25 protein-coding genes and 3 pseudogenes are annotated in these 26,685 nt (G+C 30.9%); 13 read left to right on the top strand and 15 right to left on the bottom strand.

All coding sequences use genetic code 11. The annotated features are described in order from the left end of the window. Nucleotides 1-29 precede the first annotated feature (29 nt). The 6 genes from miaB (at nt 30) to AB3K27_RS10585 (ending at nt 8,551) form a co-directional block, all read left to right on the top strand. On the top strand, nt 30-1,367 hold the full coding sequence (gene miaB, locus AB3K27_RS10610) for a tRNA (N6-isopentenyl adenosine(37)-C2)-methylthiotransferase MiaB (protein ID WP_368487419.1): 1,338 nt from the start codon (nt 30-32) through the stop codon (nt 1,365-1,367). Between the two features lie 18 nt (nt 1,368-1,385). After that, on the top strand, nt 1,386-3,986 hold the full coding sequence (gene mutS, locus AB3K27_RS10605) for a DNA mismatch repair protein MutS (RefSeq protein ID WP_368487418.1): 2,601 nt from the start codon (nt 1,386-1,388) through the stop codon (nt 3,984-3,986). A gap of 34 nt (nt 3,987-4,020) precedes the next feature. After that, on the top strand, nt 4,021-5,862 hold the full coding sequence (mutL, locus tag AB3K27_RS10600) for a DNA mismatch repair endonuclease MutL (RefSeq protein ID WP_368487417.1): 1,842 nt from the start codon (nt 4,021-4,023) through the stop codon (nt 5,860-5,862). Between the two features lie 12 nt (nt 5,863-5,874). Further along, nucleotides 5,875-6,804: a tRNA (adenosine(37)-N6)-dimethylallyltransferase MiaA gene (miaA, locus tag AB3K27_RS10595; RefSeq protein ID WP_368487416.1), complete on the top strand. Its 930-nt coding sequence runs from the start codon at nt 5,875-5,877 to the stop codon at nt 6,802-6,804. A 125-nt stretch (nt 6,805-6,929) separates the two neighbouring features. Continuing rightward, entirely contained in the window at nt 6,930-7,178 is a 249-nt protein-coding gene (hfq, locus tag AB3K27_RS10590; protein ID WP_368487415.1) for an RNA chaperone Hfq, read from the top strand. 86 nt (nt 7,179-7,264) lie between these two features. Beyond that, complete coding sequence (locus tag AB3K27_RS10585) at nt 7,265-8,551, top strand: aminotransferase class I/II-fold pyridoxal phosphate-dependent enzyme (RefSeq protein ID WP_368487414.1); 1,287 nt, start codon at nt 7,265-7,267, stop codon at nt 8,549-8,551. Here AB3K27_RS10585 and lexA read toward each other — a convergent pair whose 3' ends face one another. Beyond that, on the bottom strand, nt 8,552-9,157 hold the full coding sequence (gene lexA, locus AB3K27_RS10580) for a transcriptional repressor LexA (protein ID WP_368487413.1): 606 nt from the start codon (nt 9,155-9,157) through the stop codon (nt 8,552-8,554). It lies immediately after the preceding gene. A gap of 173 nt (nt 9,158-9,330) precedes the next feature. Here lexA and AB3K27_RS10575 point away from each other — a divergent pair, with 173 nt between their 5' ends. After that, nucleotides 9,331-9,714, top strand: coding sequence for a hypothetical protein (locus AB3K27_RS10575; protein ID WP_368491211.1), 384 nt, complete (start codon nt 9,331-9,333; stop codon nt 9,712-9,714). A 136-nt stretch (nt 9,715-9,850) separates the two neighbouring features. Here the strand turns inward: AB3K27_RS10575 and AB3K27_RS10570 are convergent, their stop codons facing one another. Continuing rightward, complete coding sequence (locus AB3K27_RS10570) at nt 9,851-10,858, bottom strand: tyrosine recombinase XerC (protein WP_368487412.1); 1,008 nt, start codon at nt 10,856-10,858, stop codon at nt 9,851-9,853. 277 nt (nt 10,859-11,135) lie between these two features. Between AB3K27_RS10570 and AB3K27_RS10565 the strand changes: the two genes are divergently transcribed. The 5 genes and pseudogenes from AB3K27_RS10565 to tnpA (AB3K27_RS10545) all read left to right on the top strand — a co-directional run. Next, on the top strand, nt 11,136-12,035 hold the full coding sequence (locus tag AB3K27_RS10565) for an acyl-CoA dehydratase activase-related protein (RefSeq protein WP_368487411.1): 900 nt from the start codon (nt 11,136-11,138) through the stop codon (nt 12,033-12,035). Further along, nucleotides 12,032-13,129, top strand: coding sequence for a 2-hydroxyglutaryl-CoA dehydratase (locus AB3K27_RS10560; protein WP_368487410.1), 1,098 nt, complete (start codon nt 12,032-12,034; stop codon nt 13,127-13,129). Before AB3K27_RS10565 ends, AB3K27_RS10560 begins: the two co-directional genes overlap by 4 nt. Then, nucleotides 13,110-14,069 carry an acyl-CoA dehydratase activase gene (locus AB3K27_RS10555; protein WP_368487409.1) on the top strand — a complete coding sequence of 320 codons (960 nt, stop codon included), beginning with the start codon at nt 13,110-13,112 and terminating at the stop codon, nt 14,067-14,069. Before AB3K27_RS10560 ends, AB3K27_RS10555 begins: the two co-directional genes overlap by 20 nt. 121 nt (nt 14,070-14,190) lie before the next feature. Further along, nucleotides 14,191-15,048: a YitT family protein gene (locus tag AB3K27_RS10550; protein WP_368487408.1), complete on the top strand. Its 858-nt coding sequence runs from the start codon at nt 14,191-14,193 to the stop codon at nt 15,046-15,048. A 168-nt stretch (nt 15,049-15,216) separates the two neighbouring features. Beyond that, nucleotides 15,217-15,573 (top strand): annotated as a pseudogene (gene tnpA, locus AB3K27_RS10545) (IS200/IS605 family transposase); the annotation flags it as partial. Between the two features lie 108 nt (nt 15,574-15,681). Here tnpA (AB3K27_RS10545) and AB3K27_RS10540 read toward each other — a convergent pair. From AB3K27_RS10540 to AB3K27_RS10495, 10 genes are all read right to left on the bottom strand, one after another. After that, nucleotides 15,682-15,903: a DUF3006 domain-containing protein gene (locus AB3K27_RS10540; protein WP_368487407.1), complete on the bottom strand. Its 222-nt coding sequence runs from the start codon at nt 15,901-15,903 to the stop codon at nt 15,682-15,684. A gap of 553 nt (nt 15,904-16,456) precedes the next feature. Continuing rightward, nucleotides 16,457-16,663 carry a DUF1657 domain-containing protein gene (locus AB3K27_RS10535; RefSeq protein WP_368487406.1) on the bottom strand — a complete coding sequence of 69 codons (207 nt, stop codon included), beginning with the start codon at nt 16,661-16,663 and terminating at the stop codon, nt 16,457-16,459. Nucleotides 16,664-16,689: 26 nt separating this feature from the next. After that, the gene (spoVAE, locus tag AB3K27_RS10530) at nt 16,690-17,043 is read right to left on the bottom strand and encodes a stage V sporulation protein AE (RefSeq protein ID WP_368487405.1); all 354 of its coding nucleotides are present in this window, start codon (nt 17,041-17,043) and stop codon (nt 16,690-16,692) included. Nucleotides 17,044-17,064: 21 nt separating this feature from the next. Further along, nucleotides 17,065-18,066: a stage V sporulation protein AD gene (gene spoVAD, locus AB3K27_RS10525; RefSeq protein ID WP_368487404.1), complete on the bottom strand. Its 1,002-nt coding sequence runs from the start codon at nt 18,064-18,066 to the stop codon at nt 17,065-17,067. Further along, on the bottom strand, nt 18,067-18,546 hold the full coding sequence (gene spoVAC, locus AB3K27_RS10520) for a stage V sporulation protein AC (RefSeq protein ID WP_368487403.1): 480 nt from the start codon (nt 18,544-18,546) through the stop codon (nt 18,067-18,069). A gap of 11 nt (nt 18,547-18,557) precedes the next feature. Beyond that, nucleotides 18,558-19,418: a DUF421 domain-containing protein gene (locus AB3K27_RS10515; protein WP_368487402.1), complete on the bottom strand. Its 861-nt coding sequence runs from the start codon at nt 19,416-19,418 to the stop codon at nt 18,558-18,560. A gap of 18 nt (nt 19,419-19,436) precedes the next feature. Continuing rightward, nucleotides 19,437-19,643 (bottom strand): DUF1657 domain-containing protein, encoded by a 207-nt coding sequence (locus tag AB3K27_RS10510; RefSeq protein ID WP_012101989.1) that lies wholly within the window; start codon nt 19,641-19,643, stop codon nt 19,437-19,439. Nucleotides 19,644-20,414: 771 nt separating this feature from the next. Continuing rightward, the gene (gene ltrA / locus AB3K27_RS10505; protein WP_368488991.1) at nt 20,415-21,896 is read right to left on the bottom strand and encodes a group II intron reverse transcriptase/maturase; all 1,482 of its coding nucleotides are present in this window, start codon (nt 21,894-21,896) and stop codon (nt 20,415-20,417) included. 525 nt (nt 21,897-22,421) lie between these two features. Then, nucleotides 22,422-22,676, bottom strand: a complete 255-nt coding sequence (locus AB3K27_RS10500) for a DDE-type integrase/transposase/recombinase (protein ID WP_368491130.1) — start codon at nt 22,674-22,676, stop codon at nt 22,422-22,424. A 73-nt stretch (nt 22,677-22,749) separates the two neighbouring features. Beyond that, the gene (locus tag AB3K27_RS10495; RefSeq protein ID WP_368491129.1) at nt 22,750-22,941 is read right to left on the bottom strand and encodes a hypothetical protein; all 192 of its coding nucleotides are present in this window, start codon (nt 22,939-22,941) and stop codon (nt 22,750-22,752) included. A gap of 489 nt (nt 22,942-23,430) precedes the next feature. On the opposite strand from AB3K27_RS10495, the pseudogene AB3K27_RS10490 reads away from it, so the two are divergent. After that, a pseudogene (locus tag AB3K27_RS10490) lies at nt 23,431-24,372 on the top strand (IS110 family transposase); the annotation flags it as partial. A gap of 304 nt (nt 24,373-24,676) precedes the next feature. On the opposite strand, the pseudogene tnpA (AB3K27_RS10485) reads toward AB3K27_RS10490, so the two are convergent. The 3 genes and pseudogenes from tnpA (AB3K27_RS10485) to AB3K27_RS10475 all read right to left on the bottom strand — a co-directional run. Continuing rightward, nucleotides 24,677-25,045, bottom strand: a pseudogene (gene tnpA / locus AB3K27_RS10485) (IS200/IS605 family transposase); the annotation flags it as partial. Between the two features lie 116 nt (nt 25,046-25,161). Further along, nucleotides 25,162-25,416, bottom strand: a complete 255-nt coding sequence (locus AB3K27_RS10480) for a hypothetical protein (protein WP_368491128.1) — start codon at nt 25,414-25,416, stop codon at nt 25,162-25,164. A 229-nt stretch (nt 25,417-25,645) separates the two neighbouring features. Continuing rightward, nucleotides 25,646-26,323 carry a hypothetical protein gene (locus tag AB3K27_RS10475; protein ID WP_368491127.1) on the bottom strand — a complete coding sequence of 226 codons (678 nt, stop codon included), beginning with the start codon at nt 26,321-26,323 and terminating at the stop codon, nt 25,646-25,648. Nucleotides 26,324-26,685: the final 362 nt, after the last annotated feature.

The following is a 26,685-nucleotide window of genomic DNA, read 5'->3' as shown; positions in this document are numbered from 1 at the left end:
CCTAAAATTATAAAGTGGAGAATGGAATAATGAATAAACAGACAAATAACGAAAAAACTTTTTTTATACAAACTCATGGATGTCAGATGAATGAAGAAGATTCAGAAAAATTGTCTGGAATGCTAAAAAAAATGGGTTATAAAAAAGCAGAAGATAAATTTTCTGCAGATTTAATTATATTTAATACCTGCTGTGTAAGAGAAAATGCAGAACTTAAAGTATATGGCAATTTAGGAGCTTTAAAAAAATTAAAGCAGCAAAGACCAGAGCTTATAATAGCTTTATGTGGTTGTATGATGCAGCAAAAACATATGGCAGAAAAAATAATTAAAACTTTTCCATTTGTAGATATAATATTTGGAACTCATAATGCCTATAAATTTCCCGAGTATTTAAATACAGTAAAGCAGCAAAACATATCCGTAATGGAAATACAGGATAGGGAGGATGGAATTGTAGAAGGAGTTCCAATAGATAGAGAAAGCAATGTGAAAGCTTTTGTAACTATAATGTATGGCTGCAATAATTTCTGTGCGTATTGTATAGTACCTTATGTAAGGGGACGTGAAAGAAGCAGAAACCCTGAAGATATTGAAAATGAAATAAAAGAACTGGTTTCAAAGGGATATAAGGAAGTTACACTGCTGGGTCAAAATGTGAATTCTTATGGAAAGAACTTAAATCCCAGGGTAAATTTCAGTGAGCTTTTAAAAAGAATTAATAATATAGATGGAATTGAAAGGATTAGATTTATGACCTCACATCCTAAAGATTTAACTGAAGATGTAATAGATGTAATTTCAAATTGTGATAAAATATGTGAGCATATACATCTACCGGTACAATCAGGTTCTACTAATATACTTAAAAAAATGAACAGAAATTATTCTAAGGAACAGTATTTAGATCTTGTAAATAGAATAAGAGACAAAATTCCAGGTGCATCTATAACTACAGATATAATTGTAGGTTTTCCAGGTGAAACAGAGGAAGATTTTGAAGACACATTAAACCTGGCAAAAGAAGTAGAATTTGATTCGGCATTTACATTTATATATTCTAAAAGGGAAGGTACTCCTGCCTACAAAATAGAGGATCAAATTTCTGATGATGTAAAACACGAAAGATTTAATAGGCTTGTAGATGTAATAAGTGAATCTGCTGCAAAAAAAAATAAGGCCTATGAAGGAAGAATAGAAGAAATATTAGTAGAAGGCCCTAGTAAAAATAACAATACAAAACTTATGGGAAGGACCAGAACTGGAAAGCTAGTCAATTTTCAAGGAGATAAATCTTCCATAGGAAAATTAGTAAAAATTGAAATAACTAGAGCAACTTCTTTTTCGCTTCTAGGTAAACAGATATAATGAAAAGGAGGAAATAAGGTGGGGTTAACTCCAATGATGAAACAGTATATGGAAATAAAAGAAAGTTATAAAGATTGTATACTGTTTTTTAGATTAGGTGATTTTTATGAAATGTTTTTTGATGATGCAAAAATAGCTGCTGCAGAACTGGAATTAGTGCTTACTGCAAGAGAATGTGGACTTGAAGAAAAAGCTCCTATGTGTGGAATACCCTATCATGCGGCAAAATCATATATAGGCAGAATGGTGAATAAAGGATATAAGATAGCCATATGTGAACAACTGGAAGATCCTGCACAATCTAAGGGTATTGTAAAGAGAGGAATTATTAAAGTTATAACTCCTGGAACTTATATGGATACTTACTTTTTAGATGAAAATCAAAATAATTATATAATGTGTTTGTACATAAATAATAAACGCAGTAATTGTGCCTTATGTTTTGCAGATATATCCACAGGAGAGTTTAATTGTACAGACACTCCTTTTAATTTATCTATAATTTTAGATGAAATATGTAAGTTTAATCCAAGAGAAATAATAATTCAAGAGGATATAGATTCTAATATATTGGAATCTATAGAGGAAGTTTTTAATGAAACTTTTAGTAGGGTAGATGAATGTTATTTCTCAAAAGGAGAAGAAGTATTAAAAGAACAGTTTAAAGATTTAAATTTAAAAGAATATAAAACTGAAGTTATAAAATGTTGTGGTGCTCTACTTAAGTATATACAGCATACCCAAAAGACCAATCTTTCTCATATAAACAAATTTCAATATTATAATATAGTAGATTATTTAACTATAGACATAAATTCCAGAAGAAATTTAGAAATTGTAGAAAATCTGCGAGAAAATAAGAAAAAAGGTTCACTACTCGGGGTTATAGATAAAACCAATACTTCCATGGGAGGCAGACAGCTTAGAAAATGGATAGAGCAGCCTCTCATAGATAGGAATAGGATAATAGAAAGATTGGATTCAGTAGAAGAAATTTTAAATAATATATGTTACCATGAGGATTTAAAGGAGGCTTTAAAGAACATATACGATATTGAAAGATTAGCAGGAAAAATATCATCTAGAAGTGTAAATGCAAAAGAATTAAATTCTTTAAAAAGTTCCATAGAAAAGATACCTGATATAAAAGTCTTATTATCCAATTTTAAAACAGATTTGTTGAAAAACATGTATGAAAATTTAGATGAATTAAAAGATATTTATTTATTACTCGATAAGGCTATATTGGATAATCCATCCGTTTCTCTTAAAGAAGGAAACTTGATAAAAGAAGGCTACAACCATGAAATAGACAGGTTAAAAGAGGCAAAAGTTAAAGGTAAAGACTGGATAGCATCATTGGAGGCCAGTGAAAGAGAACTTACTAAAATAAAGTCCCTAAAAATAGGATATAATAAGGTATTTGGATACTATATTGAAGTAACTAAGAGCAACTTGAATCTGGTGCCGGAGCACAGATATATAAGAAAGCAGACTCTGTCAAATGCAGAAAGGTATATAACTCCAGAGTTAAAAGAGATGGAGGATAAAATTTTAGGTGCAGAGGAAAAATTAATATATTTGGAGTATAATGTTTTTATAGAAGTAAGGGATAAAGTAGAAAAAGAAGTTACTAGAATGCAGAATTCAGCTAGGATAATTGCAGAATTAGATTGTTTAACTTCTCTTGCAAGGGTCGCACTTGAAAATAATTATTGCAAACCTGAAATAACTCTTTCAGATAGAATATTTATAGAGGAAGGAAGACACCCTGTAGTGGAAAATATGCTTTCTACAGGAGAATTTGTATCTAATGATACAGATATTGATACCGGAGAGAATCAACTTCTTTTAATAACCGGACCTAATATGGCAGGAAAATCCACTTATATGAGGCAGGTGGCTTTGATTACCATTATGGCTCAAATAGGCAGCTTTGTACCTGCTAAAAGTGCTTCCATATCTATATGTGATAAAATATTTACAAGAATAGGTGCATCCGATGATCTGGCTTCTGGAAAGAGTACTTTTATGGTTGAAATGTGGGAAGTTTCCAATATACTTAAAAATGCTACCAATAACAGCCTCATATTATTAGATGAAGTGGGTAGAGGAACAAGTACCTATGATGGATTAAGCATAGCTTGGTCTGTAATAGAATATATATGCAAAGAAAGCAAACTCAGGTGTAAGACGTTATTTGCCACTCATTATCATGAACTGACTAAATTGGAGGGTAAAATAAAAGGAGTAAAAAATTATTGTGTATCTGTTAAAGAAGTGGAAAATAATATAGTTTTTTTAAGAAAGATTATAAGAGGAGGAGCAGATCAGTCTTATGGTATTGAGGTAGCAAAGCTGGCAGGTCTTCCAGAGGAAGTTTTAACAAGAGCACGGGAAATACTAAATAGTTTGGAAAATGAAAACATAAAAGAAAATAATTTACAGGAAGAAAAAAAGGAGAGAAAGGCTTCTAGCAAGGGAGAGCAATTAAAATTTTTAGATATAGAAAAAGAAAATTTAATCAATGAAATTAAAAATATAGATATACTAAATATGACTCCTATGGAAGGCTTTAATAAGCTCTATGATATAATAAAAAAAGTTAAATCTATTTGAAAAAATATTTTTCAAAGTAAAGGATTGATTTATAATGAAAAGAATAAATCTTTTGGATATGGATACTTCTAATAAAATTGCTGCAGGGGAGGTAGTTGAAGGACCTTCTTCTGTAGTAAAGGAGCTTTTGGAAAACAGTATAGATTCAGGAGCTAAAAATATTATTATAGAAATAGAAGAAGGAGGACAAAAATCTATAAAGATAATAGATGATGGCACAGGAATACATCCTGGAGATATAGAAAAAGCATTTATGCCCCATGCCACCAGTAAAATAAGTACTTTGGAAGATTTAAACAAGATATATACCATGGGATTTAGAGGGGAGGCTTTATCTAGTATAGCTGCCGTATCCCATGTAATTCTTAAAAGCAGGGTGGAAGATGAATTTAACTATGGAAAGGAAATTTCCATAAGTGGAGGAGTTTTAAACTATATACAGGACACAGGATGTAACATAGGAACTACAGTTTTAGTAAAAGACCTATTTTTTAATGTACCTGCAAGGAAAAAATTTTTGAAATCTCCAGGAAGGGAAGGAGCTTTTATTTCTGATATAATAAATAGACTTTCTTTGGCCAATTCGGATATAGCCTTTAAATTTTTTAAAAATGGGAAAAAATCCTTAGTCACCTATGGCAGTGGAGAAGTGATGGATGTTATAAGATGCATATACGGTAAAAATATATATGAAAATATAATACCTATAGAAAACCATAGTGATATAGCTTCAATTTATGGATATATAGGCAATTCAGAAGTAAGCAGGGGAAGTAGAAATAATCAAAGTATATTTGTAAATAAAAGGTACGTTAAAGATAAGTCTATAACTGCAGCTGCAGAAAAAGCTTTTAAATCATTTTTAACTGTTAATAAATTTCCTTTTTTTATACTATTTTTAGATATATTTCCTGAATTTGTAGATATAAATGTTCATCCTGCTAAGTGGGAAATAAAGTTTAGTGATTCCAGAATGATATTTACATTTGTATTTGATACAATTCATCAGGCGCTTAGGGAAAGTTTAAAGGATTCTTTTAAAATAGATGTGGAAGATAAAATTCTGCCACAGGAAGAAGAATATGTAGAGACAAATAAAGTTCAAATTCCCATTGATTTAAAACCTCCAAGTTATGAAAGTTATATAAAAGAGAAATATGGTAATAATAAAGAACAGTATGTTAATTCCAAAGAGGAAGATAATATTTTCGAAGAATACAAAAATATTACAGACAAAAACAGCATTATAAATGAAAGTATGAATATAAGTACTTCACATGAGAGTAAAATTTCCAAGCTGCCTCCTTTTAAAATAATTGGGCAGTTTAACAATACATACATAATAGCAGAGGCAGGTTCCAATTTATATATTGTAGACCAGCATGCAGCCCATGAAAAAATTCTCTTTGAAAAATATAAAAGCAGTATACAGAAAGAGAAGGTAATGAGCCAAATATTGATTACCCCTGTAGTTATGGAACTTACTGCTGAAGATTATATATGTTATGTGGAGAATAAGGATGTATTTAAAAGAGCTGGATTCAACGTGGAGCTATTTGGAAATAATACTATAAATGTGAGAGAAGTACCTGTAATACTTGGAAATCCAGATGTTAAAAATTTATTTATAGATATAATAGATAATTTAAAAAATATGGGTTTTGGAGATACTATTGAGGTAAAATATCTTTCCATAGCTACACTGGCTTGCAGGGCTGCCATAAAAGCAAAATGCAATCTGTCAATAATGGAAATGGAATATTTGCTTGAGGAATTAAGATTTATAGAAGATCCCTTTACCTGTCCTCATGGAAGACCTACTATAATAAAATTTACATTAAATGATTTAGAAAAAAAATTTAAGAGAATACAGTAGGAGAGGAAAGGTATGAAGAATCTATTTATACTTGCAGGACCTACTGCAGTGGGAAAAACTGACATATCCATAGAGGTGGCTAAAAAAATAAATGGGGAGATAATATCTGCAGATTCTATGCAGATATATAAGTATATGAATATAGGCTCTGCTAAAACTACAAAAGAGGAGATGCAGGGAATTCCCCATCATCTGATAGATATTGTTGAGCCTCAGGAGAATTTTAATGTATCCAAATATAAGAATTTGGCTGAGAAAACTATAGAAAATATATATAGTAAAAATAAATTTCCCATGTTGGTAGGGGGAACAGGACTTTATATAAACTCTCTTATTTATAACTATGGCTTTACCGGTGCAAAAGTGGATGTAAATTACAGAAAATATTTGGAAAGTTTGGCGGAAGCACAGGGTAGGGAATATGTACATTCTCTTTTAAAAAACATAGATAGTATTTCCTATGAAAGATTGTATCCAAATGATTTAAAAAGGGTTATAAGAGCACTAGAAGTATATAAACTTACTGGAAAAACCATAAGTGAATTTAATAGTAGAGATAATTTATATAATATACCTTATAGAATATATTATTTTGTACTTAATATGGATCGTATTAAACTATATGAAAGAATAAATAAAAGAGTGGATTTAATGATAAAAAAAGGACTTATAGATGAGGTTAAAAATTTAAAATCCATGGGATATACGAAAGATATGCAATCTATGAAAGGTATAGGATATAAAGAAATAATCAGGTATTTGGAAGGAGAGATATCCTTGGATGAAGCTATATATCTGGTTAAGAAAGGAAGCCGAAATTATGCAAAAAGACAGTTAACCTGGTTTAGAAAAGATGAAAGAGTTATTTGGGTAAATAAAGATGAGTTTACTTCAAATAGAGAAATAGTGAATTACATAATTAATATATTAATAACTTGTTAAAATGTTAAATATTGATATAATATATATTATATCAAACATTTTTTTCTAAAATAAAAAGTAAGTACCAGTAATTTCTTTATAGAACTAAAAATTACTACAAATAAAGGTTACGGAGGGAAAAAACTATGAGTAAACCAGCTAATAATTTACAGGATATCTTTTTAAATGGTGCCAGAAAAAACAGGATTCCGGTTATTGTATACTTAACTAATGGTTTTCAAATTAGAGGAATTGTAAAAGGTTTTGATAATTTTACAGTTATATTAGAGTGTGATGGAAAACAAATGATGGTATATAAACATGCACTTTCTACTATTACACCATCAAAAGCAATTCTATTTAATACTCCTGTAGGAACAGATGACAGATCATAAGCTTATTTTAAAGAGCTGTCATAGAAAAGGAATAGGCAATTTTCTATTCTTTTTCTATGTGTCAATACATTTTGGAGGTAATAATTTTGTTAAATATAACTAAAGAAAAACTGAAAAATAAATACAAAATAAATGATAAAGTAATTTCTTTATATGAAAAGGCTTTAGAAGATGTTAAAGGTGAATTCATATATTATGATGAAATAAGAGAATACAATCAGTTAAAAGTTTTAGATGCCCTTCAACAAGAGGGTATAAGTGAATCCCATTTTACCAATTCTTCTGGCTACGGTTATGGAGATATAGGAAGAGATGCTTTAGATAGAGTATATGCTAGAGTATTTAATTCAGAAAGTGCACTTGTAAGGCCTCATTTTGTAAATGGAACTCATGCACTTTGCTGTGCTCTTTTTGGCAACTTGCGTCCAGGAGATACAATGTTATCTGTTTGTGGAACTCCTTACGATACACTTCATAATTTAATAGGTACATGCAGTGATAAAAAAGTGGGTTCACTTAAGGAATATGGTATAAATTATCATCAGATAGATTTAACCTTGGATAATAAAATAGATTTTAAAAGTATAGAAAAATATTTAATAGAAAATAATAAAGTAAAAATAGTACATATACAGAGATCAACAGGTTATGGGTGGAGAAAATCATTTTCTATATCGGAAATAAAGGAGATAATAAATTTTGTAAAAAAAATCAATTCGGAATTAATATGCTTTGTGGATAATTGTTATGGTGAATTTATAGATATAATGGAACCTACAGATGTAGGTGCGGATTTAGTGGCAGGATCACTTATAAAGAACATAGGAGGAGGTATAGCACCTACTGGGGGATATATAGCGGGAAAGGAAGAATATGTCACTCAAGCTTCTTATAGGCTTACAGTACCTGGTATAGGAGGGGAATGTGGTTCAACTTTTGGAGTAATGAGGCTTTTATATCAAGGATTGTTTTTAGCACCTCATATTTCTATAGAAGCAGTAAAAGGTGCTGTTTTTTGTGCTAGAATTATGGAACTGGCCAAATTTGAAGTTCTGCCAAGATACAATGATAAAAGAAGCGATATAATACAGTGTATTAAGTTCAATGACAGAATAAAATTAATAGATTTTTGCAGGGCTATCCAGAAAGCATCCCCTGTAGATTCTTCTTCACAGTGTGAACCCTGGGATATGCCAGGGTATTCAGATCAAGTTATAATGGCTGCAGGAGCCTTCATACAGGGTTCTTCCATTGAACTATCCGCAGATGCTCCAATAAGAAAACCCTATATAGCTTATTTACAGGGAGGATTGACTTTTGACCATGCTAAAATAGGAATACTCATGGCTTTATCCAGTATAATTGATAAATAATTAGTATTGTCTATATATACCTATTAATTTTCCGATTATTTTACAATCATCTACTATGATAGGGGACATATTTTTATTTTCCGGCTGTAATCTTATATGATCTTTCTCTTTAAAAAATCTTTTTAAGGTAGATTCATTTTCAATAAGAGCTACTACTATATCTCCATTTTCTGCAGAGTTTATTTTTTCTATTATAGATAGATCACCATCTAATATACCTGCATCTACCATGCTTTCTCCCTTTACCCTTAACATAAATATTTCTCTGCTATTTTTTATATAGTTCATGGGGAGGGGAAAAAAATCCTCTATATTTTCTACTGCTATAATAGGCATACCGGCAGTTATAGTTCCTATTATAGGCACTTCTATCATTTCTTTTTTTTGAGATTTTTCAATAATTTCTATGGTTCTGGATTTAGTGGCATCTCTTTTTATAAAACCTCTTTTTTCTAATTTTTCAAGATAACTGTGGACAGTAGAAGTAGATTTTAACCCCACAGCAGCACATATCTCTCTAACAGAAGGAGGATAACCTTTTTCTTTAATTTGTGATTTTATAAAGTTATATATTTGAGATTGTCTATTATTACTGTGTTCTGTCATAAAATACACTCCTCTAAATCTATTTACGTGAATTATATCATAGAAGTTGACAAATGGCAAACTTATGTTCTATACTAATTTTACCGGTTTTAAAGTTAATGTTTAAATAATAAATATTATGTAAATTAAATAAAAAGTAAACCAAAAAAGAAATAAAATAAAAGGAGTTCAATATATTTATGAAATACTGTATATTTAATGAAAAAAAAGTTTGTAATAACTGTAATGAGTGCAATACATGTGATTTAAATCCAAGTAAAAGGTGCAACAATTGTGGTAAGTGTCTGGAATTAGAGGACTATGATATGAAAGCCATAAAGATTGATACAATTTTAGATGATGAAGATGAATTAAAGGATTACCAAATTGAAGAGCCTGAAATAATGGCGTATGACCAAAATAATTCTTATATGGAGAATATGAAAGAAAGCACTTTGGAATTTATAGATGATATAGATGGTTTAAGAGAAATTTTAGATAATAAAGATAAATTCAATAAAATAATCCATGAAGAATATCCTGGGCTGATAAAAATTATAAAAAATAGGGCAAATTAAAAAGTAGTAATTTGCCTTGAGTTATCTGAAATTTTAGTAGTTCTGGAGACAGCCTAAAAATTTAATGTTTAAATAATAAATATTATGTGAATTTATCAAAAAGTAAACACAAAAAACAAATAACAAACAATAATAATTAAGAATCTACCTCTTTCTGTTCTTCATTTATTTCATTTAAAGGATTTGATTTTATTGCTTCTCTAAGTTTTTCATCATCTACATGAGTGTATATTTGAGTAGTAGACACACTTTCATGTCCAAGTATTTTTTGAAGGCTTCTTATATCTACATTACCATACTTATACATAAGAGTGGCTGCAGTGTGCCTTAATTTATGAGGTGTATATTTTTCGCTGTCCAGGTCAGCTTTTTTTAAATATTTTTTCAACATAATTTCAACAGATCTTTTATTTATTCTAGTATAGTTTTTACTTATAAAAAGGGCATCCTTATCTCTTATTTTATTTAAATATTTATCTCTTGAAACTAAATAATCCTTAAGTGCTTTTAAACAGGATTTATTTAGATATATAGTTCTTTCCTTGTTTCCTTTTCCTATTACAGTGAGGGTATCCTCTTTGATTTTGGATATGTTTATACTACAAAGCTCTGAAAGTCTCATCCCACAATTCAAGAAAAAAGTTATAATACAATAGTCTCTTTCCTTGAATTTCCCATCAATAGACTCAAGTAAAAGCTTACTTTCTTTTAAACTCAAATAAATAGGATTTCTTTTATTTATTTGAGGAGATTCTAGTTCTAGAGCAGGGTTTTCATTTATCAATTTAGCCTTGCTATACAGGTATTTGAAGAAAGATTTTAAAGAAGCCACTTTTCTGGCCCTAGCATAGCTCTTATTATGTCTATAGTTTTCTATGAAAGATATAAATGCAAATAAGTCACTTAAGGTTATTTGCCTTATAACATCAATATCAATATCGTTTATTTTTATATTTTCAAATTGAGAACCTTCTTTTTCTAGTCCCTTATATAGTTTTAGAAACCTAAAAAACATAGTTAAGTCAACTTTATAGCCTTCCAAAGTATTTTTTGATTTGCCTTTGATGGTACCAAGATAATTTAAAAAATCATTTAAATATCCAGGGAGTTCTGGATTGTATATATGGTTTAAGTTGTATTTCATAATATAAAATTCCCCTTTCTTATATAAGATCGTTAAATAATCATTTAACGATCTTATATATATTTATATATTCTACAAAGGAGAGAAAAATTCCTTCTATTGTTTTTGTTTTTGGTTTATTTTTTTGTTATTTAACATAATATTTATTATATAAACTATTCTCTATTTATTTTATTTAACTGAATAATTTTCTATATTTAAGGTAAAATATAGAAATGATATATTAAATACTAAAAAAGATTGGAGGTATTGCTGTACTAAACAGCTTAATAAATGTATGAAAATAGGACTTCCAAAAGGATTATTGTACTGCAAATATCATATTTTTGCAGAAACTTTTTTTCAAGAATTAGGAGCAGAAATAATAACTTCTCCTGATACTAACAGATATATACTAGATATGGGCGTAAAGTATTGCGTAGATGAAGCTTGCCTTCCAATAAAAGTATTTCACGGTCACGTAGCTGCTATAAAAGACAAATGTGATATAATTCTTATTCCTAGAATAATGCAACTAAATAAAGATGAATTTATCTGTCCTAAATTTTGTGGGCTTCCGGAAATGGTATTAGACAACATACCTAATATGCCAGAGGCATTAACTTATCCTTTATATGCCTTTTCTAAAAATAAACTTAGAAACTGGATTTTAAATGCAGGCTTAAAATTTAGTAAAAATCTTTTAGAAATAAATAGAGCATATAAAAAGGCCTTAAAAGTACAAGAATCCTATAATTTGCCGTCAAATAATATGAGTTTTTCTAGAAATATAGCCTTAGTTGGTCATCCTTATAACTTATACGATAGTTTTACCAATATGAATATAATCAAAAAATTAAATAAATTAAACATAGGTATACTTACTGAGGAAGATATAGATAAAACTCAAATAAATGATGAAATAAAACACTTGTTCAAAAAACCTTTTTGGACCTTTGCTAGAAATTCCTATGGTTTTTCCACTTATCTTGCAGAAACTAAAAAAGTAGATGGAATAATATATGTATCTTCCTTTGCTTGCGGCATAGATTCTGTAGTAATAGAACTTATCAAGGATAGATTAAAAAATTTCCCCTTCTTAGTTTTAAAAATAGATGAGCAAACTGGAGAAGCTGGTTTTGATACTAGAATTGAAGCTTTCTCAGATATGCTTGAAAGGAGATGTGAAAATTTATGAAGATAACTTTTCCGCATTTGGGGAATACATATTTTGCAGCAAAAGCTTTATTTGATGGATTAGGAATTGACTATATAATACCACCCTTAAGCAATAAAAAGGCTTTGGAAATAGGCTCATTATATTCCCCTGAAGAGATATGTCTTCCTTTTAAAATAATGATTGGTAACTATATTCAAAGTATAGAAAAAGGGGCAGATACAATTTTAATAGTAGGCAGCTGTGGCCCTTGCAGATTTGGAGAATACTGCGAACTTCAAATAAATTTACTAAAGAAACTAGGATACAATTTAAATTTCATAGTTATAGATTGTCCCAAAGACATAGGTATAAAAGAACTTATACGCAGAATAACTTCAATTATCTCAAACAGCAAAAAAAGTACGGCAGAAAAACTTAAAATAGCAAGTTTGGCAATTAAGATAATAAATTTGATAGACAGCATTGAAAGCAAAGCAAAACTATTAGCTGGTTATGAATTAAACAAAGGAGAATGTAAGAATATACTAAAACAGTGTAAAGAAAAAGCTTTTAGAAGCACTTCCCCAAAAGAAATGTTGTATATATTAAAAGAACATATGGAGAAACTGGATAAAATCACCATATGTAAAAATAAAATTCCTTTAAAAATTTCTATAATCGGTGAAATATATACTATTGTAGAACCCTTTTCAAATCTGTTTATAGAAGATAAACTCATGGACTATGGAGTATCAACGGTAAGATGCATAACTCCAAGTTGGTGGGTTAAAAATACAGCTCTCTCTGCATTAAATTTAAATTCACTGAATATAAGGAGAGCCTCTAAGGAATATCTACCCTTTTATATAGGCGGCCATGCTAGAGAATGTATAGGAGAAGCTGTTTTAGCAAATGAAAAAGGCTTTGACGGTGCAATTCAGATTTTTCCTATGGGATGTATGCCTGAAATTGTATCAAAATCTATACTTCCCACTATATCAAAAGATAAAAACTTTCCTATACTAACTTTAATAGTCGATGAAATGACTGGAGAAGCTGGATATATTACCAGAATAGAAGCTTTTTTAGATTTACTTGAAAGGAGAAAAAACAATGTATTATATGGGAGTTGATGTAGGTTCTGTAAGTACAGATATAGTAATAGTAGATGAAAATATAAATGTACTAGATTCTCTATATCTTAGAACAAAAGGAAGACCTATAAATGCAATTCAAGAAGGCTTTAGATTACTAAAAAATAAATATAAGAATAAGGATATAAAGGCTGTAGGTACTACAGGCAGTGGTCGACAAATTGCATCCTCTATTATAGGAGCTGACGTAACAAAAAACGAAATAACTTCTCATGCTATAGCAGCCTTAAATTTAAACAACTCTGTAAAAACTATAATAGAAATAGGAGGTCAGGATTCTAAAATAATAATTTTAGAAAATGGTATTGTTTCAGACTTTGCGATGAATACCGTATGTGCAGCTGGAACTGGTTCTTTTCTTGATAGGCAGGCAGAAAGGTTAGAAATTCCTATTGAAGAATTTGGAAATTATGCTTTAAAGTCCAGCTATCCTGCCAGAATAGCTGGAAGGTGTGCTGTATTCGCAGAATCTGATATGATACACAAACAGCAAATGGGATATAGTAATCTAGATATAATAAAAGGACTTTGTAATGCTCTAGTTAGAAATTATTTAAATAATGTGGCAAAAGGAAAAGATATAAAATCCGAAATATTTTTTCAAGGTGGAGTTGCTGCAAACGTAGGAATGAAAGCTTCCTTCGAAGAAATATTAGGAAAAGAAATAATAATTCCTAAAAATTTTAAAGTAATGGGTGCTATAGGAGCTGCTATTTTAGCAAAAGAAGCTTTAGAAAAAAATAATTCTCTTACTAATTTTAGAGGATTTGATCTTGCAAACATAAATTTTGTATCTAAAAGTTTTGAATGTACAGGATGTTCTAATAGATGTGAAGTAGTGAAAATATTGAATAAGGAAAAAACAGTAGGTTTCTTCGGAGGAAGATGCGAAAAGTGGAATAAAATTATTTCAGCATAGAAAATTTCTGTGCTGAAATAATTTTATTCCACTTTACATAATATATTTGACAAAATATAGACTTATAAAATATAATTAAATAAGTAGATACTCTAATATACACCCTAAAGGATGTGGTTTGATGGGAAAAAAAGGTCGCAAAATATTCAAAGTATTTGTTAAATTCTTGTTCATGCTTATTGGAGCCACCCTAGCAGCTGTGGCTCTGGAAATATTTTTAATTCCTAATAGTGTAATAGATGGAGGCGTTACCGGTATATCTATTATGTCTAGTTATCTCACAGGTTTGCCCCTAGGGTTATTTATTTTTATTTTAAATATACCTTTTCTCATAATTGGATATAAGCACATAGGAAAAACTTTTACAGTATCTACTTTATTTTCTGTATCTGCTTTATCAATCATTGTTTCTTTTTTAGAACCAGTTAAAAGTATAACAAATGATACTCTTTTAGCCTCAGTTTTTGGAGGAATACTACTTGGAATTGGTATTGGATTAATTATGCGAAATGGTGGTTGTTCTGATGGCACAGAAATTATAGCTATAATTTTGGACAAGCGTACTGGATTCTCTATAGGTGAAGTGGTAATGATTATTAATATATTTATATTAAGTAGTGCAGGAATAATGTTTGGCTGGGACAGAGCTATGTATTCCATGGTAACTTACTTTATAGCCTTTAAATTAATTGATATAACTGTAGAAGGATTAGATGAATCAAAAGCTGTATTAATAATTACTGATAAATCACAAGATATAACAGATGCTCTTCTTGCAAGGCTTGGCAGAGGTGTTACTCTTTTAGATGGAAAAGGCGGATATACTAATACGCCTACTAATGTATTATATGTAATAGTATCCCGATTAGAAATATCCAAATTAAAATCTATAGTTAGAGATTTTGATAAAAATGCACTTATAACTATAGGACATGTAGAAGTTTCTGGAAAAGGCTATAAGAAAAAATCAATTCACTAAAGCTGGAAGTGTTTTAACACTTCCAGCTTTATACTTTTTGTCTATATGAAAACCACCTGCTATGCAGGTGTGTTCAGAATAGCTTAAGCGGTGAACAAAAAACCTCACTTTGATAAAATAGAAGAGGTCTCGTCAACCAAATCTATAATCAAAGGAGGTTTGCCCTAAATGGACAGTAATAGTTTATCACATACTAAATGGAGATGTAAATATCATGTAGTATTTTCACCCAAATATAGAAGAAAAGAAATATATGGAGAAAAAAGAAAAGAGATAGGAAAAATATTAAGGAAACTTTGTGAATGGAAAGGTGTAGAAATAATAGAGGCGAATGCATGTGAAGATCATATACATATGCTTTTATCGATACCACCAAAGACAAGTGTTTCAAGTTTTATGGGATTCTTGAAGGGAAAAAGTAGTCTAATGATATTTGAGAGATTTTCAAATTTAAAATATAAATATGGAAATAGGCACTTTTGGTGCAGAGGATTCTATGTAGACATAGTTGGAAAAAATAAAAAAGCAATATTGCGGCTGGCGAGATCTTTAAGATGCCTTGAGGCATAATGCTGGTAATGTGCCCTTATAGGGCTAGAGCAAACCACCCGTTTTACGGGTGGTGATGATTAATTAATTCCACATATTCTTAGTTAATGATTCAATATGTTTTTTTCTTTTTTCTGTTTCATCTATATCTATGGTTACTTTATCTCCCCGAATAATAAGAACACAACCTTCTTTCGCATTATTAGGTAATTTTATTCGTTTTATGTCCATCATAGTTCTATCTTCTTTTTCACAAACAGCATAAGGACCTTCAAACCTATCTATTATCACCTTTATTTCGTCCATTGCTAAATCCCCCTTTAATAAAACTTTAATAAAAATGTTTATTTGAATTTTTATATATTATACCACATATTTCCAAAATTAATCTACCCTTTTACTAATAAATATATAAATCTGATTATTATTTCTTAAAAAATTCATATTAATAAATAATTCCAATATTATACCTATAAATATCCATACCATTTCCATCTTATACTTTGAGCTATTATTAAAAGAACGGAAAAACTTATAATCATATATGTGATATAAAATAAAACTTCTTTTAATAAATAAACTTGTTTAAAAGTCACACCTTTTACAATTAAAAATATTAATATAAACATAATTATAATCATAAGATTTTCAAAATTAAATATAAATTTTACTTTTCCTTGCTCCCTCCTACAATAAATATTGATTTATACTTATTATATAATATATGATAATTTTTGTTAAGTAGGTTTTATTGTTAAAGATTGTTAAAATTAGTTTACATTTTATTAGTAAACATAATATTTAGTATGTAAATAAAAAGTCATAATAAAAATTATGACTTTTTATTTACACTATGTTTTTAATTTTTACTATATTGTGGTTCCTGCTGTTGTATAAATTGCTGCCTTCCTTTAAGTATTTGCAATGCTTCGTCTAAATTTTGTGCTATATTTTGAAAATCATTTTTAGCATTTTCATCTTGTGTCTCCAAAGCAAATGTCTTCATTGTAGCACATGCACTTTGAATTCCAGCTATAGCTTGTTGCATTTGAGTTCCAACTGTCATATTTTATCACCTCCTTCTGAAATAATCTATCCTTTGGGTTTAAAAATCAACGCCCCTATAAACCCAAATATTATAGCTGCTGAAATACCTGCACTGGTTACTTCAAAAATTCCCGTCAAAACTCCTATTAATCCATATCTTTCAGCCTCCATAAGGGCTCCTTTTACCAGAGCATTTCCGAAACTGCTTATAGGTACAGAAGCACCTGCACCTGCAAATTTTATTAAAGGCTCATATAAGCCAAAACCTCCTAGTATAGCTCCTAATACCACAAGGGTAGTTGTAGTATGTGCAGGAGTAAGTTTAAATACATCCATCATTATTTGTCCTATTACACATATTATTCCTCCTATTAAAAATGCCAAAAAAAATTTTTCCATTAAACAAAATGCACCTCTTTTCTATATTTCTATGGACACTGCATGTGCAACGCCAGGTATACTTTCCTTCTGTTGATAGGACATAGGTGACATCAGTGCCCCTGTGGCAACTATTAATATCTTTCCTAATCTTTTTCGCTCCATTTCCTTTAAAAAGTGTCCATAAGTTACTATAGCAGAACAGGCACATCCGCTAGCACCTGAAAATACAGGTTGATCTTTTTTATAAATTAGAGTACCACAATCTTTAAATACTCCTTGTGAAAATTCAAACCCATCTCTTTTTAACATATCCTCTGCTATTTCATGGCCAATTTTACCTAAATCACCAGTAGCTATAATATCATAATCAGACGGTTTTCTTTTTAAATCTCTAAAATGTGCTTCAATGGTATCTACAGCAGCTGCTGCCATAGCAGCTCCCATATTAAAGGGATCTGAAACTCCCATATCTACCACTTTACCTATGGTAGCCGTGGTAACTTTAGGTCTATCATTAGCTTTTCCAATAACTGCAGCACCAGCTCCAGTTACCGTCCATTGTGCTGTAGGAGGTTTTTGTCCTCCATATTCTGTTGGATATCTAAATTGTTTTTCAGCAGCAGCATTATGGCTTGAAGTTCCACAAAGTACATACTCTGCTCCATTATTATCAATAATAAAAGATGCCAAAGCTAAGCCTTCCATAGAACTTGAACAGGCACCAAATACTCCTAGATAAGGTATCTTTAGAGTTCTTGCTGCAAAACTGCTGGTGATTATTTGATTCATAAGATCTCCGCTTATGAAAAAATTTATATTTTCATTTTTTAATTTTGAATTTTTTACAGCTAAATCACAAGCTTCCTCTAATAATTTTTTTTCAGCTTTCTCAAAACTATCCTGGCCAATCCAAATATCTTCATGAAGTAAGTCAAATTCCTTGGCTAAGGCACCTTTTGCCTCAAAGGGTCCTCCTACAGTAGAACATCCAATTATTGCAGGCTTAGAATCAAATACCCAAGATTGATGTCCCTGAATCATTTAAATCCCACCTAACCATTTAATAATTATCTGTAATGTAGCGACTACAAATGCAGCAAAAACTCCAAAAGTTATTACTGAACCAGCCAATTTAAACATATTTCCTCCTACCCCAAGCACATATCCTTCAGTTTTATGTTCTATAGCACAAGAGGCAATAGAATTTGCAAATCCAGTAACTGGTATAGCAGTTCCTGCCCCAGACCACTGTGCAATATGATCAAATACCCCAAATCCTGTAAGAATTACAGAAACTATTATTAAAACTGCAGAAGTAGGATTACCCGCAGTTGTCTCTGTGAAATTAAAATACTTTATAAACATAAATTGAAGTCCTTGGCCTATGGTACATATACTTCCTCCTACCAAAAATGCTTTAAGGCAATTTTTAAGTACTTTTCTTTTGGGTTCTTTTTCCTTTGCAAGATTTTGATATTCTCTCTGCAGAGGAGTCAATTTTTTAGTCTTTTTATTTGACATATTGTCACCTTCTATCTTAATAAGTAGGGCTTTAATTCCTCTAATACATTTTTTAATATAGTAGAATCTTTTTCATAACTATTCTTTAACCTTTCATCTTCAGTCTCAAGCCCAAAAGACATTAAATCTGACTGAGCCTTCTCTAAGTTAGCATATAACATTTCTCTTACATTACATTTTGGGACTTCAATAACGTCATCAAATAAATCCACATAAAGTTCTCCTTTTGAATTTACTTGACCTATAAACACATTGTCTAAATATACTCCCAATAACTCCAGTTGAGTATTTAGCCACCCTTGGTTTAATCCCAAATTACTTAAGGATTCATTTATTATGTTTCCATCCAAAATTACAGTCTGAGGTGCTCCTTCAGGTGCTACCTGTATTCCCAAATCCTTTGCAGTAACCGGTTTTTTATCCGATTTTAATACTACATTCATATCTCCTGTAGATTCCATTACCGCAAATTCCACATCTGCCAAATTAAATATATTTTTAAAACGAAGCTCTCTCAGTAAATCTTCCCCACTATATCTTATTTTTCTTAGATTTTCCTCCATGACTTTTCCTTCTTTTATAACTACAAGTTCCTTACCATTTATTAAATTATATATAAGTTTACTTTTCATACATATATAATCTAAAGCAATAGGTAACAAAAACCATACACCTAGTGCCAACATGCCCCATACCCAGTTGCTTATAACATTTACAGAAATTAATGCTACAAGGATTGCTATTACACTATAATTTATAAAGTTAAAAGCATTCATCCTAGCTGAGTGTTTCTTTCCCATAATTCTTATAAAAGCTATGGATATAAAAAATAATAATATAGATTTAACTAAAATTGCAATCCATGGTTTCATATACAATATTCCTCCAAATCAGTTACCTTTGTACTGAGGCTCTTCATACTCCAAAAATTTTAATCTTTTATCTAAATTTTGGGTTACCCCATCAACCTCTTCCAAAGCTTTTTTATAGGCAGCTTTAGCTTTTTTATTTTGTTCTTGAAGAGAATATATCCTCAAAGTACTCTCAATGCTCCTAAGCGTAACCAATGTATTTTTTACTCTTGATCCAACAGTCAATATACCATACCTCCTTATAACTTCACACTCTCCAACCCATAATTTTATCCGAACGCTTTATACTATTATTAACTTTTCACAAATAGTTTTACCATATTTAAAAGAATTATTACATATAATAAAATCTATAGGTACTTTTTTTATAAAAAACCATATGAATTATATGTAGTTGGTGTTTGCAATGATTTAAAAGCTATTAAAGTCAATTTATCATATTAGGATATTTTGTTTTATAAATTATTTTTGACGAACTTTTTACGTCAAAAGAAAGGGAACAATTTAAATATAAACACGATATAGAAACTTTGGGAGATTCGTTTATAATTATAATAGTAGTTTGTTTAATATTATATTTTAATTAAAGTGGTGTGTATAAATTTTGAAGAGTTTATTAATAAGATTAGAGATGCAAAACAACCTAAAGTAATAACTTGTAATAATAAACAGAGGGTTATAATACATAATTATGATATACTAAAGAATAATTTAAAAAACATGAACAACCCTCAATTGTATAGGTATCAATTAGCTAGAAATGTTGGATTATAAATACATGATTCCCTCGGGTTCTTATAATCCTGTAAATAAATATTTTCATATTTAAGGCTGCGCCATAGTCTTTCAATAAAGATATTATCATATTCAATGAATAGACTTGTATATTTAGAGTTTGTAAAATCGATTAAGAAAAAGAGATTGCTCCCTTTCCCTCATCTAAGAACCGTACGTGAGAGTTTCCCGCTCATACGGCTCAAGCATTTCTTCACCCTTTCAGGCAGCAACAAATGTATGCAGTTTTATCTTTCTTTTATCAAAATAGTCCTTGTCTAAGAAAGGTGTTTTTATGATCTGCAATTTTGGATATCTGACGATTTTAATCCGTCTCAAATTAATTAGACTGTACTCGTCCGTCTTGAAAAGCCATCTTTTCCAACCTTTTTCATGCCAGTATTTATTTAGTCTCCACCATTTGTTCTTATTTGGGTGTCTATGTTTTGCCCATTGCTGTAGTAAGTGATAAAGGGTGTTGTTAATATTTGAAAAGGCTTTACTAGCAACCACGTGTTTGTGATAATTTGTCCAACCTCTTATGACTTGATTAAGCCTTCTTATTAAGTCAGATTGGGTGCTAGCTTTCCCCTCCTTAAGGATTATTGTGGAACATCTCCTAATTATGTTTTTAATAGAACTTTTAGAAGGTTTAACTATTAATTTCCCACTGTATTTCTTAAATGTCCAGCCAAGAAAGTCAAACCCTTTGTCGATATGTGTGATTGTAGTCTTTTCTTCTGATAGTGTTAGACCTCTTGATTGGAGGAATTGACTAACAGTAGTTTTAAGTTCTTCAGCAATTTCTTTTGAGTTTGCAGTAATAACAAAATCATCAGCATACCGAATCAAGTTCACTTTAGTTTTGGCTCTGTAATGATTTTCTATTTTACCTTTTGAATTTCTATGATATTTATCTTGAATCACTTTTTCGAGTCCATCTAATGTCATATTTGCATATATACTTGAGATTGCACCGCCTTGTGGCGACCCTGTTTCCGTTGGGAACAGCTTTTCTTCATATATATATCCCGATTTTAGGAACTGCTTCATAATAATTTTATCCATTGGTATATTGTTTTGTAACCATTCATGGTTAATGTTATCAAAGCAACCTTTAATATCGCCTTCAAGTATCCATGTCGGAGAACACTTTCTAGCTAATACACAAAATATCTGCTCACAGGCATCTTTTGCACTTCGTCCACGGCGGAATCCAAAGGAAATGGAATCACCTTTTGTTTCTGCGATTGGCTCAAGCGCTAGTGCATATAATGTTTGCATTGCTCTATCATACATTGTTGGTATACCTAATGGACGTTTCTGTTTTTTACCTTTCTTTTCGATGTATACTCGTCTTAAAGGTTTTGCTTTATAGTTTTTGTCAGTAAGTGAAAGCACAGCTTTCATCTTCGAAGCAGAGGTAGACCATAGTTTTTTGTCTACTCCAGACGTATTCTTCCCTTTATTTGTTGTTACTTTTCTTACAGCATAAGCCTTAGCTGAAAAAGAGTGGGTTAATAAGTATTGTAATCTTTTGGCTTTATTATTGTCCCCTTTTTTTGTTGCCTTAGCGATTCGGGTTTGTAGTCTATTAACATCGAATTCAACTTGTTTCCAGTCAATTGTTTCCCATTGAAATTCAAGTGATTTCGTGTCTTTTAGTCTCTCGGTTTTATCCGTCGTTGAATTACTAAAATTCATAAATATATACTCCTTTCCTGCTAAGAAATACCATAGGATAAGTCTGCACTCTTTCGAATTAGGGCAAATTTTGAACCCTTATCTGTTTTCATTACAAAATCAGCATTCGCTTTTTATCCTTTTCTTCTGCCCTCTATGTCATTTCGCCCCTTACGGTTAGATACCTCTCGATGGAGGAACATATAGGGTTTACCAAGTTCCACATAATACATAATTGTAAATGCCTTAGGAGTCATCTTTAAACCGGGAGTTCTTTATCCATTCGCATTGGTTTAACAGTTGGCCTTTGCTCGACTCCTTACCATTTTGGTCAAAGCGTTTCAGCCTATTTCGCTTTCTCCAGCGTAACGATTCCTACAATGATTCACTTTACGTTCTCCATAGCATTCTTACTCTAGCAGTTGTCCCAGCTTAGGCTACTCGAACTTCCACATTGTCTCGTGAGCTTTCTAACCCAAACGTTACCATTCACGCTAGTCACGATAGAGTTACCCCGAATGGATGGGGCAGTCTTACGACAATGTATTACGCGACTTCTTGTCGCACCTGACTGCCCTGGTCACCATTCATAATTTCAGGACATGCCTGTTCTAAGGCATTTTTGCATGCATCCAGTACAAAATGAATCTCAAGGTTGTCATCTACTTCCCAGCTTATAAAAAAGCGTGAATACCAGTCAATAATTGCAACTAAATAAAGCCAGCTTTTATGTATGGGAACATAGGTGATATCAATGCTCCAGACCTGGTTAGGCCTATTAAGTACAAGTCCTTTAAGCAAATAAGGATAAATAATGTGCCCTGGTTCATCTATTTACAGTCATGTTATTATATTTCTTAAGCCATACAGCAGCCTATACAGAAAGAGGAAGTTCTCTCCAGTTAAAATCGATCATGAAAATGCGTTCATTACGGCTAAAGCTAGAAACCAGATTTTTTTTCATCCACTGATTTTCAGTGGTAAGTCTGCCAATTTGCTTGTAAAGTTCATCAATCTTACTTATTTTCATAGTCCTTTTGTGCCTATTTTGCTTTAAATGTTTCATTGTGTTTGCAGAAATCTAAGGGTATCACCAATATTGTCACAAATGTTGGCGATACCTCAAGCTAATTTATTATTTTTTATTTTTAACAATTGAATATCCTATAAGGATAATAATATATATAAAACTAATTATAATAGGAATTGCTAAAATATTTGTTATACTTATATTCATGATTATATCCATTCCTTTCGCTTCGCTCAAGGCACAAAACGTGATGAAAAATGCTGGCTTTGAGCGAGTTTCTATTCTATTATTAAGTCATAGGGATTTCGGTATACTACAAATCACGGGGAGGTGAGTGGGCTGTCTGATTTGTCAGATGACCGAATGATTATATGTGTAGATAGCCTTTTCAAGCACAAATAAGTGTGTCTTTTGAGCACGTAACCTTATCTTTGTTTAAACAATCTCGTTTAAATGCTAGGCTATCAGTCAATGCCGTTTTCCCCTATTATTCTTTAGAACTTTTTAGTTCAGAAAGGAGTCCCTATGACTTTAAAAATTATCTATAAAACATGTTGTGGTATTGATGTCCACAAAACTTTTGTAGTTGCTTGCATTGCAAGCACTAATTCTTGTGGTGTTACCACTTACAAAAGCCATCGCTTTTTTACCTATACCAAAGGTTTGAAAGAGCTGTTACAATGGCTGCTTGATTCCAATTGTAAGGATGTTTGCATGGAATCTACTGGTAAGTATTGGATTCCAGTCTACAATATTTTAGAAAATGGTTGTTCTATTGTACTTGCACATCCTAAATATGTTAAGGCTATTCGTGGTAATAAAACTGACAAGAAAGATGCGAAATGGATTGCTGACCTGTTTAAGCGCGATCTTGTTGCCGGTAGCTTTATGCCGCCTAGCGATATCCGTCAGCTTCGTGACCTTATGCGCTATCGTTACAAACTAACCTGCTTTATGTCCAGTGAGAAGAACCGTCTCCAAAACTGTCTCACGGTTCCCAACATTCAATTGGGAAACGTTGTTTCGGACACTTTTGGTAAAAGTTCTAAAAAAATTCTGGATAAGATTCTCGAAAATCCTCTTGATACTTCTTTTGATTTAGAACCTTTAATTCATGGCTCTATGAGAAACAAAATTTCCGAATTGGAGCTCGCCATTGATGAGTTTATTACACCAGAACAGGCTGGTAAATTAAAGATTATCAAAAGACATTTTGAGGATTTGGAATCCCGGAAAGCAGAGTTAGAAAAACTGATCCTTGCGCTCGCCAGTCCCTATCAGCAAGAACTCGATCTAATTCTAACCGCACCATCGTTTAGTAATCCTTTCTCTGCAATCACTGTCATTTCAGAGATTGGTGTCAACATGGAGGCTTTTCCTTCGGCGAAACACTTATGCTCATGGGCTGGTCTTACACCTACCAACAATGAAAGTGCAGGAAAGAAAAAATCCGTCCGGGTTTCCAAGTTGAGCAAGCAATACTAATGGCACAGTTCCAAGGTTATAAAATCAAGTCAGCTTCTTAACCTTAACTTATTTCAATATTCAATTTTTTGACCAGCGAAAGGTGGTCTATTTGTTATGCCTTCTTATACTATTAGTAAAGTGTACTTTCTTTTTCAACCTTTTCCTCCTTTAAATATCTAATAAATATCTAAGTAAACTCTCTAGATATTTATCTTAATTGGGAGGACGCACTTGGCTGTGCTACTCGCACACTGAACGGTGTGCCAACCGCATATGCCTTTACAGGCTGCACCTAAAAGGTGCTTTATTTTTTGCCTTTTTTTACTGTCTCACCCGTAAACGGGTCAATATATTCTTTCAAACTCATTTATTCGTATGCTAAATCTTCCTGTATCTGATTTTTTATATACTCTGCTATGACTTTTTTATTCCTTCCTACAGTATCAACATAGTACCCTTTACACCAAAACTGTCTATTTCCATATCTATATTTTAAATTTGCATGTCTGTCAAAAATCATAAGTGAGCTTTTTCCTTTAAGATATCCCATAAACTGCGATACACTTAATTTAGGTGGTATACTTATAAGCATATGTATATGATCTTTACATGCATTAGCCTCAATAATTTTAACTCCTTTTTGTTCACATAGTTTCCTTAAGATTACACCTATAGTGGTTGGCAAACCTACTCCTATTTTATATTGGAGTTTTTCTTTTTCCTACTCATAGCTATAAGCTTTCCGGAACCACAGGTAAAACCTGTGGTATTCTAAATACAATAACATACTTAAAATATTGCAATTTTAAGTATAACAGCAAAAATGAATATACTGGATAAAATCAACAATACTCCATCTGATTTTTTATTTTGTTTATAAAAGTGTATCCCATTAAAAATTTGAAAAATGCCTAAACAAATAAGCATAGAAATCATTATTACTTTTGCATTAGAATTACCTATCAATATACTTATAGATAATATAATTACTAATATTCCAAGTATAAATCTAATTATTGAATTTATTGAATATTTGCTTTTCAAATTTATTTCCTCCTGACTTTTTATATTATAAATGGTAACATAATTTTAAGCAGAGTAGTTATATGCTATTTTTTTATTTTGAAATGTATCAATCATAATCTATTCAGCAAAAAATATCATTAACTATATAAAAATTCCTAAGTTTATAATTTTGCTCTTTACTCGTGGTTTTCTTTATGTAAAAAAGCAAAAAGAGTAGAAATACTCTTTTTGCTAGTAAAAACACTTACTATCTAGCGTCTACATGAGTTAATTGAGCCCAAGAAGGATCACCCAGGTAATATGCTATAGACCCTCTACCACTTGCAGCCCCTTCTGCTGCCACAGCTGACCAATAAGCCATTGTTGCAGAACTAGCACCACATACAAAAGCCACTCCTGGTATTACACTCCCTACAACACCTCCAGCTGCCAAAACAGCAGAATATTGAGCTAATTTAGCAGAAAAAATACCAGAATTAGTACCATTCATTACAAAATCAAATCCATACCAATGCCAAACATAGGTACCATCTACTGTTGTACTCATCGTTTGTATTGTACTTGAATTTTTAATTAGAATATTACTTTTTAGAGTATTACTTTTCTTATCATATATTAGAGTTCCATTTTTTATACTTGAATTTATTTGTTCAGAGCCTTTCTCTATTTGTTCTAAAATATTTGAATCGATATATTTGCTAGCCTGTACATTTATTGTTGTTGTTCCATCTGAATTTTTGATTAAAAATTGTTGTTCTATTAGTTTTATAGCTTCACTAATATCTGTTATTTTTGTTACACTTGTACTTTGAGTTTGCGGGATAGATTGAGCTTTTACTGTTGTTGTAGATAATGTAATTGTACTTGAAACTAATATTGCTGCACCTAAGATAAGACTAATTGTTTTTTTTGAATGTTTGATCATAAATAATATTCCTTTTCTTACTAAAAATTTTTTACTGTTAAATTCAGATCCAAAGAAAAGATTAATCCCTCCATTAATTCTTCGTTTGTATAATCTTTTTAATATTAAAACACAATTATACCAAATTTTAACAACCTAGGTTTTTATAGAGTCTCTAAGAACTAATGATGTGAATAATTTTTCACTATTATAAGTTCTCTTGTTTTATAATTTGATATTGAATATAGTATATCATGTAATTTTTAAATATATTGCTATAATCTGTCGGAGAATTTAAAAATTTATTTTTTATAATCGTCTTATATTTACATGAAATACGATAATATAGTCACCAAACTAAAAAATTCGTAAAATATTATCAT

This window comes from Clostridium sp. BJN0013 (assembly GCF_040939125.1).
In the GTDB taxonomy this organism is placed as follows: domain Bacteria; phylum Bacillota; class Clostridia; order Clostridiales; family Clostridiaceae; genus Clostridium_B.
This window is presented reverse-complemented; position numbering and strand designations above follow the sequence as displayed.

Coding starts and splice junctions, on each gene's coding strand:
- mutL (WP_368487417.1), top strand. CDS start 4,021: ATGAAAAGAATAAATCTTTTGGATATGGATACTTCTAATAAAATTGCT.
- miaA (WP_368487416.1), top strand. CDS start 5,875: ATGAAGAATCTATTTATACTTGCAGGACCTACTGCAGTGGGAAAAACT.
- spoVAE (WP_368487405.1), bottom strand. CDS start 17,043: ATGGAAAAATTTTTTTTGGCATTTTTAATAGGAGGAATAATATGTGTA.
- AB3K27_RS10555 (WP_368487409.1), top strand. CDS start 13,110: ATGTATTATATGGGAGTTGATGTAGGTTCTGTAAGTACAGATATAGTA.
- AB3K27_RS10495 (WP_368491129.1), bottom strand. CDS start 22,941: ATGAAACATTTAAAGCAAAATAGGCACAAAAGGACTATGAAAATAAGT.
- spoVAC (WP_368487403.1), bottom strand. CDS start 18,546: ATGTCAAATAAAAAGACTAAAAAATTGACTCCTCTGCAGAGAGAATAT.
- AB3K27_RS10560 (WP_368487410.1), top strand. CDS start 12,032: ATGAAGATAACTTTTCCGCATTTGGGGAATACATATTTTGCAGCAAAA.
- AB3K27_RS10540 (WP_368487407.1), bottom strand. CDS start 15,903: ATGGACGAAATAAAGGTGATAATAGATAGGTTTGAAGGTCCTTATGCT.
- ltrA (WP_368488991.1), bottom strand. CDS start 21,896: ATGAATTTTAGTAATTCAACGACGGATAAAACCGAGAGACTAAAAGAC.
- hfq (WP_368487415.1), top strand. CDS start 6,930: ATGAGTAAACCAGCTAATAATTTACAGGATATCTTTTTAAATGGTGCC.
- miaB (WP_368487419.1), top strand. CDS start 30: ATGAATAAACAGACAAATAACGAAAAAACTTTTTTTATACAAACTCAT.
- AB3K27_RS10535 (WP_368487406.1), bottom strand. CDS start 16,663: ATGACAGTTGGAACTCAAATGCAACAAGCTATAGCTGGAATTCAAAGT.
- AB3K27_RS10565 (WP_368487411.1), top strand. CDS start 11,136: ATGAAAATAGGACTTCCAAAAGGATTATTGTACTGCAAATATCATATT.
- lexA (WP_368487413.1), bottom strand. CDS start 9,157: ATGACAGAACACAGTAATAATAGACAATCTCAAATATATAACTTTATA.
- spoVAD (WP_368487404.1), bottom strand. CDS start 18,066: ATGATTCAGGGACATCAATCTTGGGTATTTGATTCTAAGCCTGCAATA.
- AB3K27_RS10475 (WP_368491127.1), bottom strand. CDS start 26,323: ATGATCAAACATTCAAAAAAAACAATTAGTCTTATCTTAGGTGCAGCA.
- AB3K27_RS10570 (WP_368487412.1), bottom strand. CDS start 10,858: ATGAAATACAACTTAAACCATATATACAATCCAGAACTCCCTGGATAT.
- AB3K27_RS10515 (WP_368487402.1), bottom strand. CDS start 19,418: ATGAAACCATGGATTGCAATTTTAGTTAAATCTATATTATTATTTTTT.
- AB3K27_RS10550 (WP_368487408.1), top strand. CDS start 14,191: ATGGGAAAAAAAGGTCGCAAAATATTCAAAGTATTTGTTAAATTCTTG.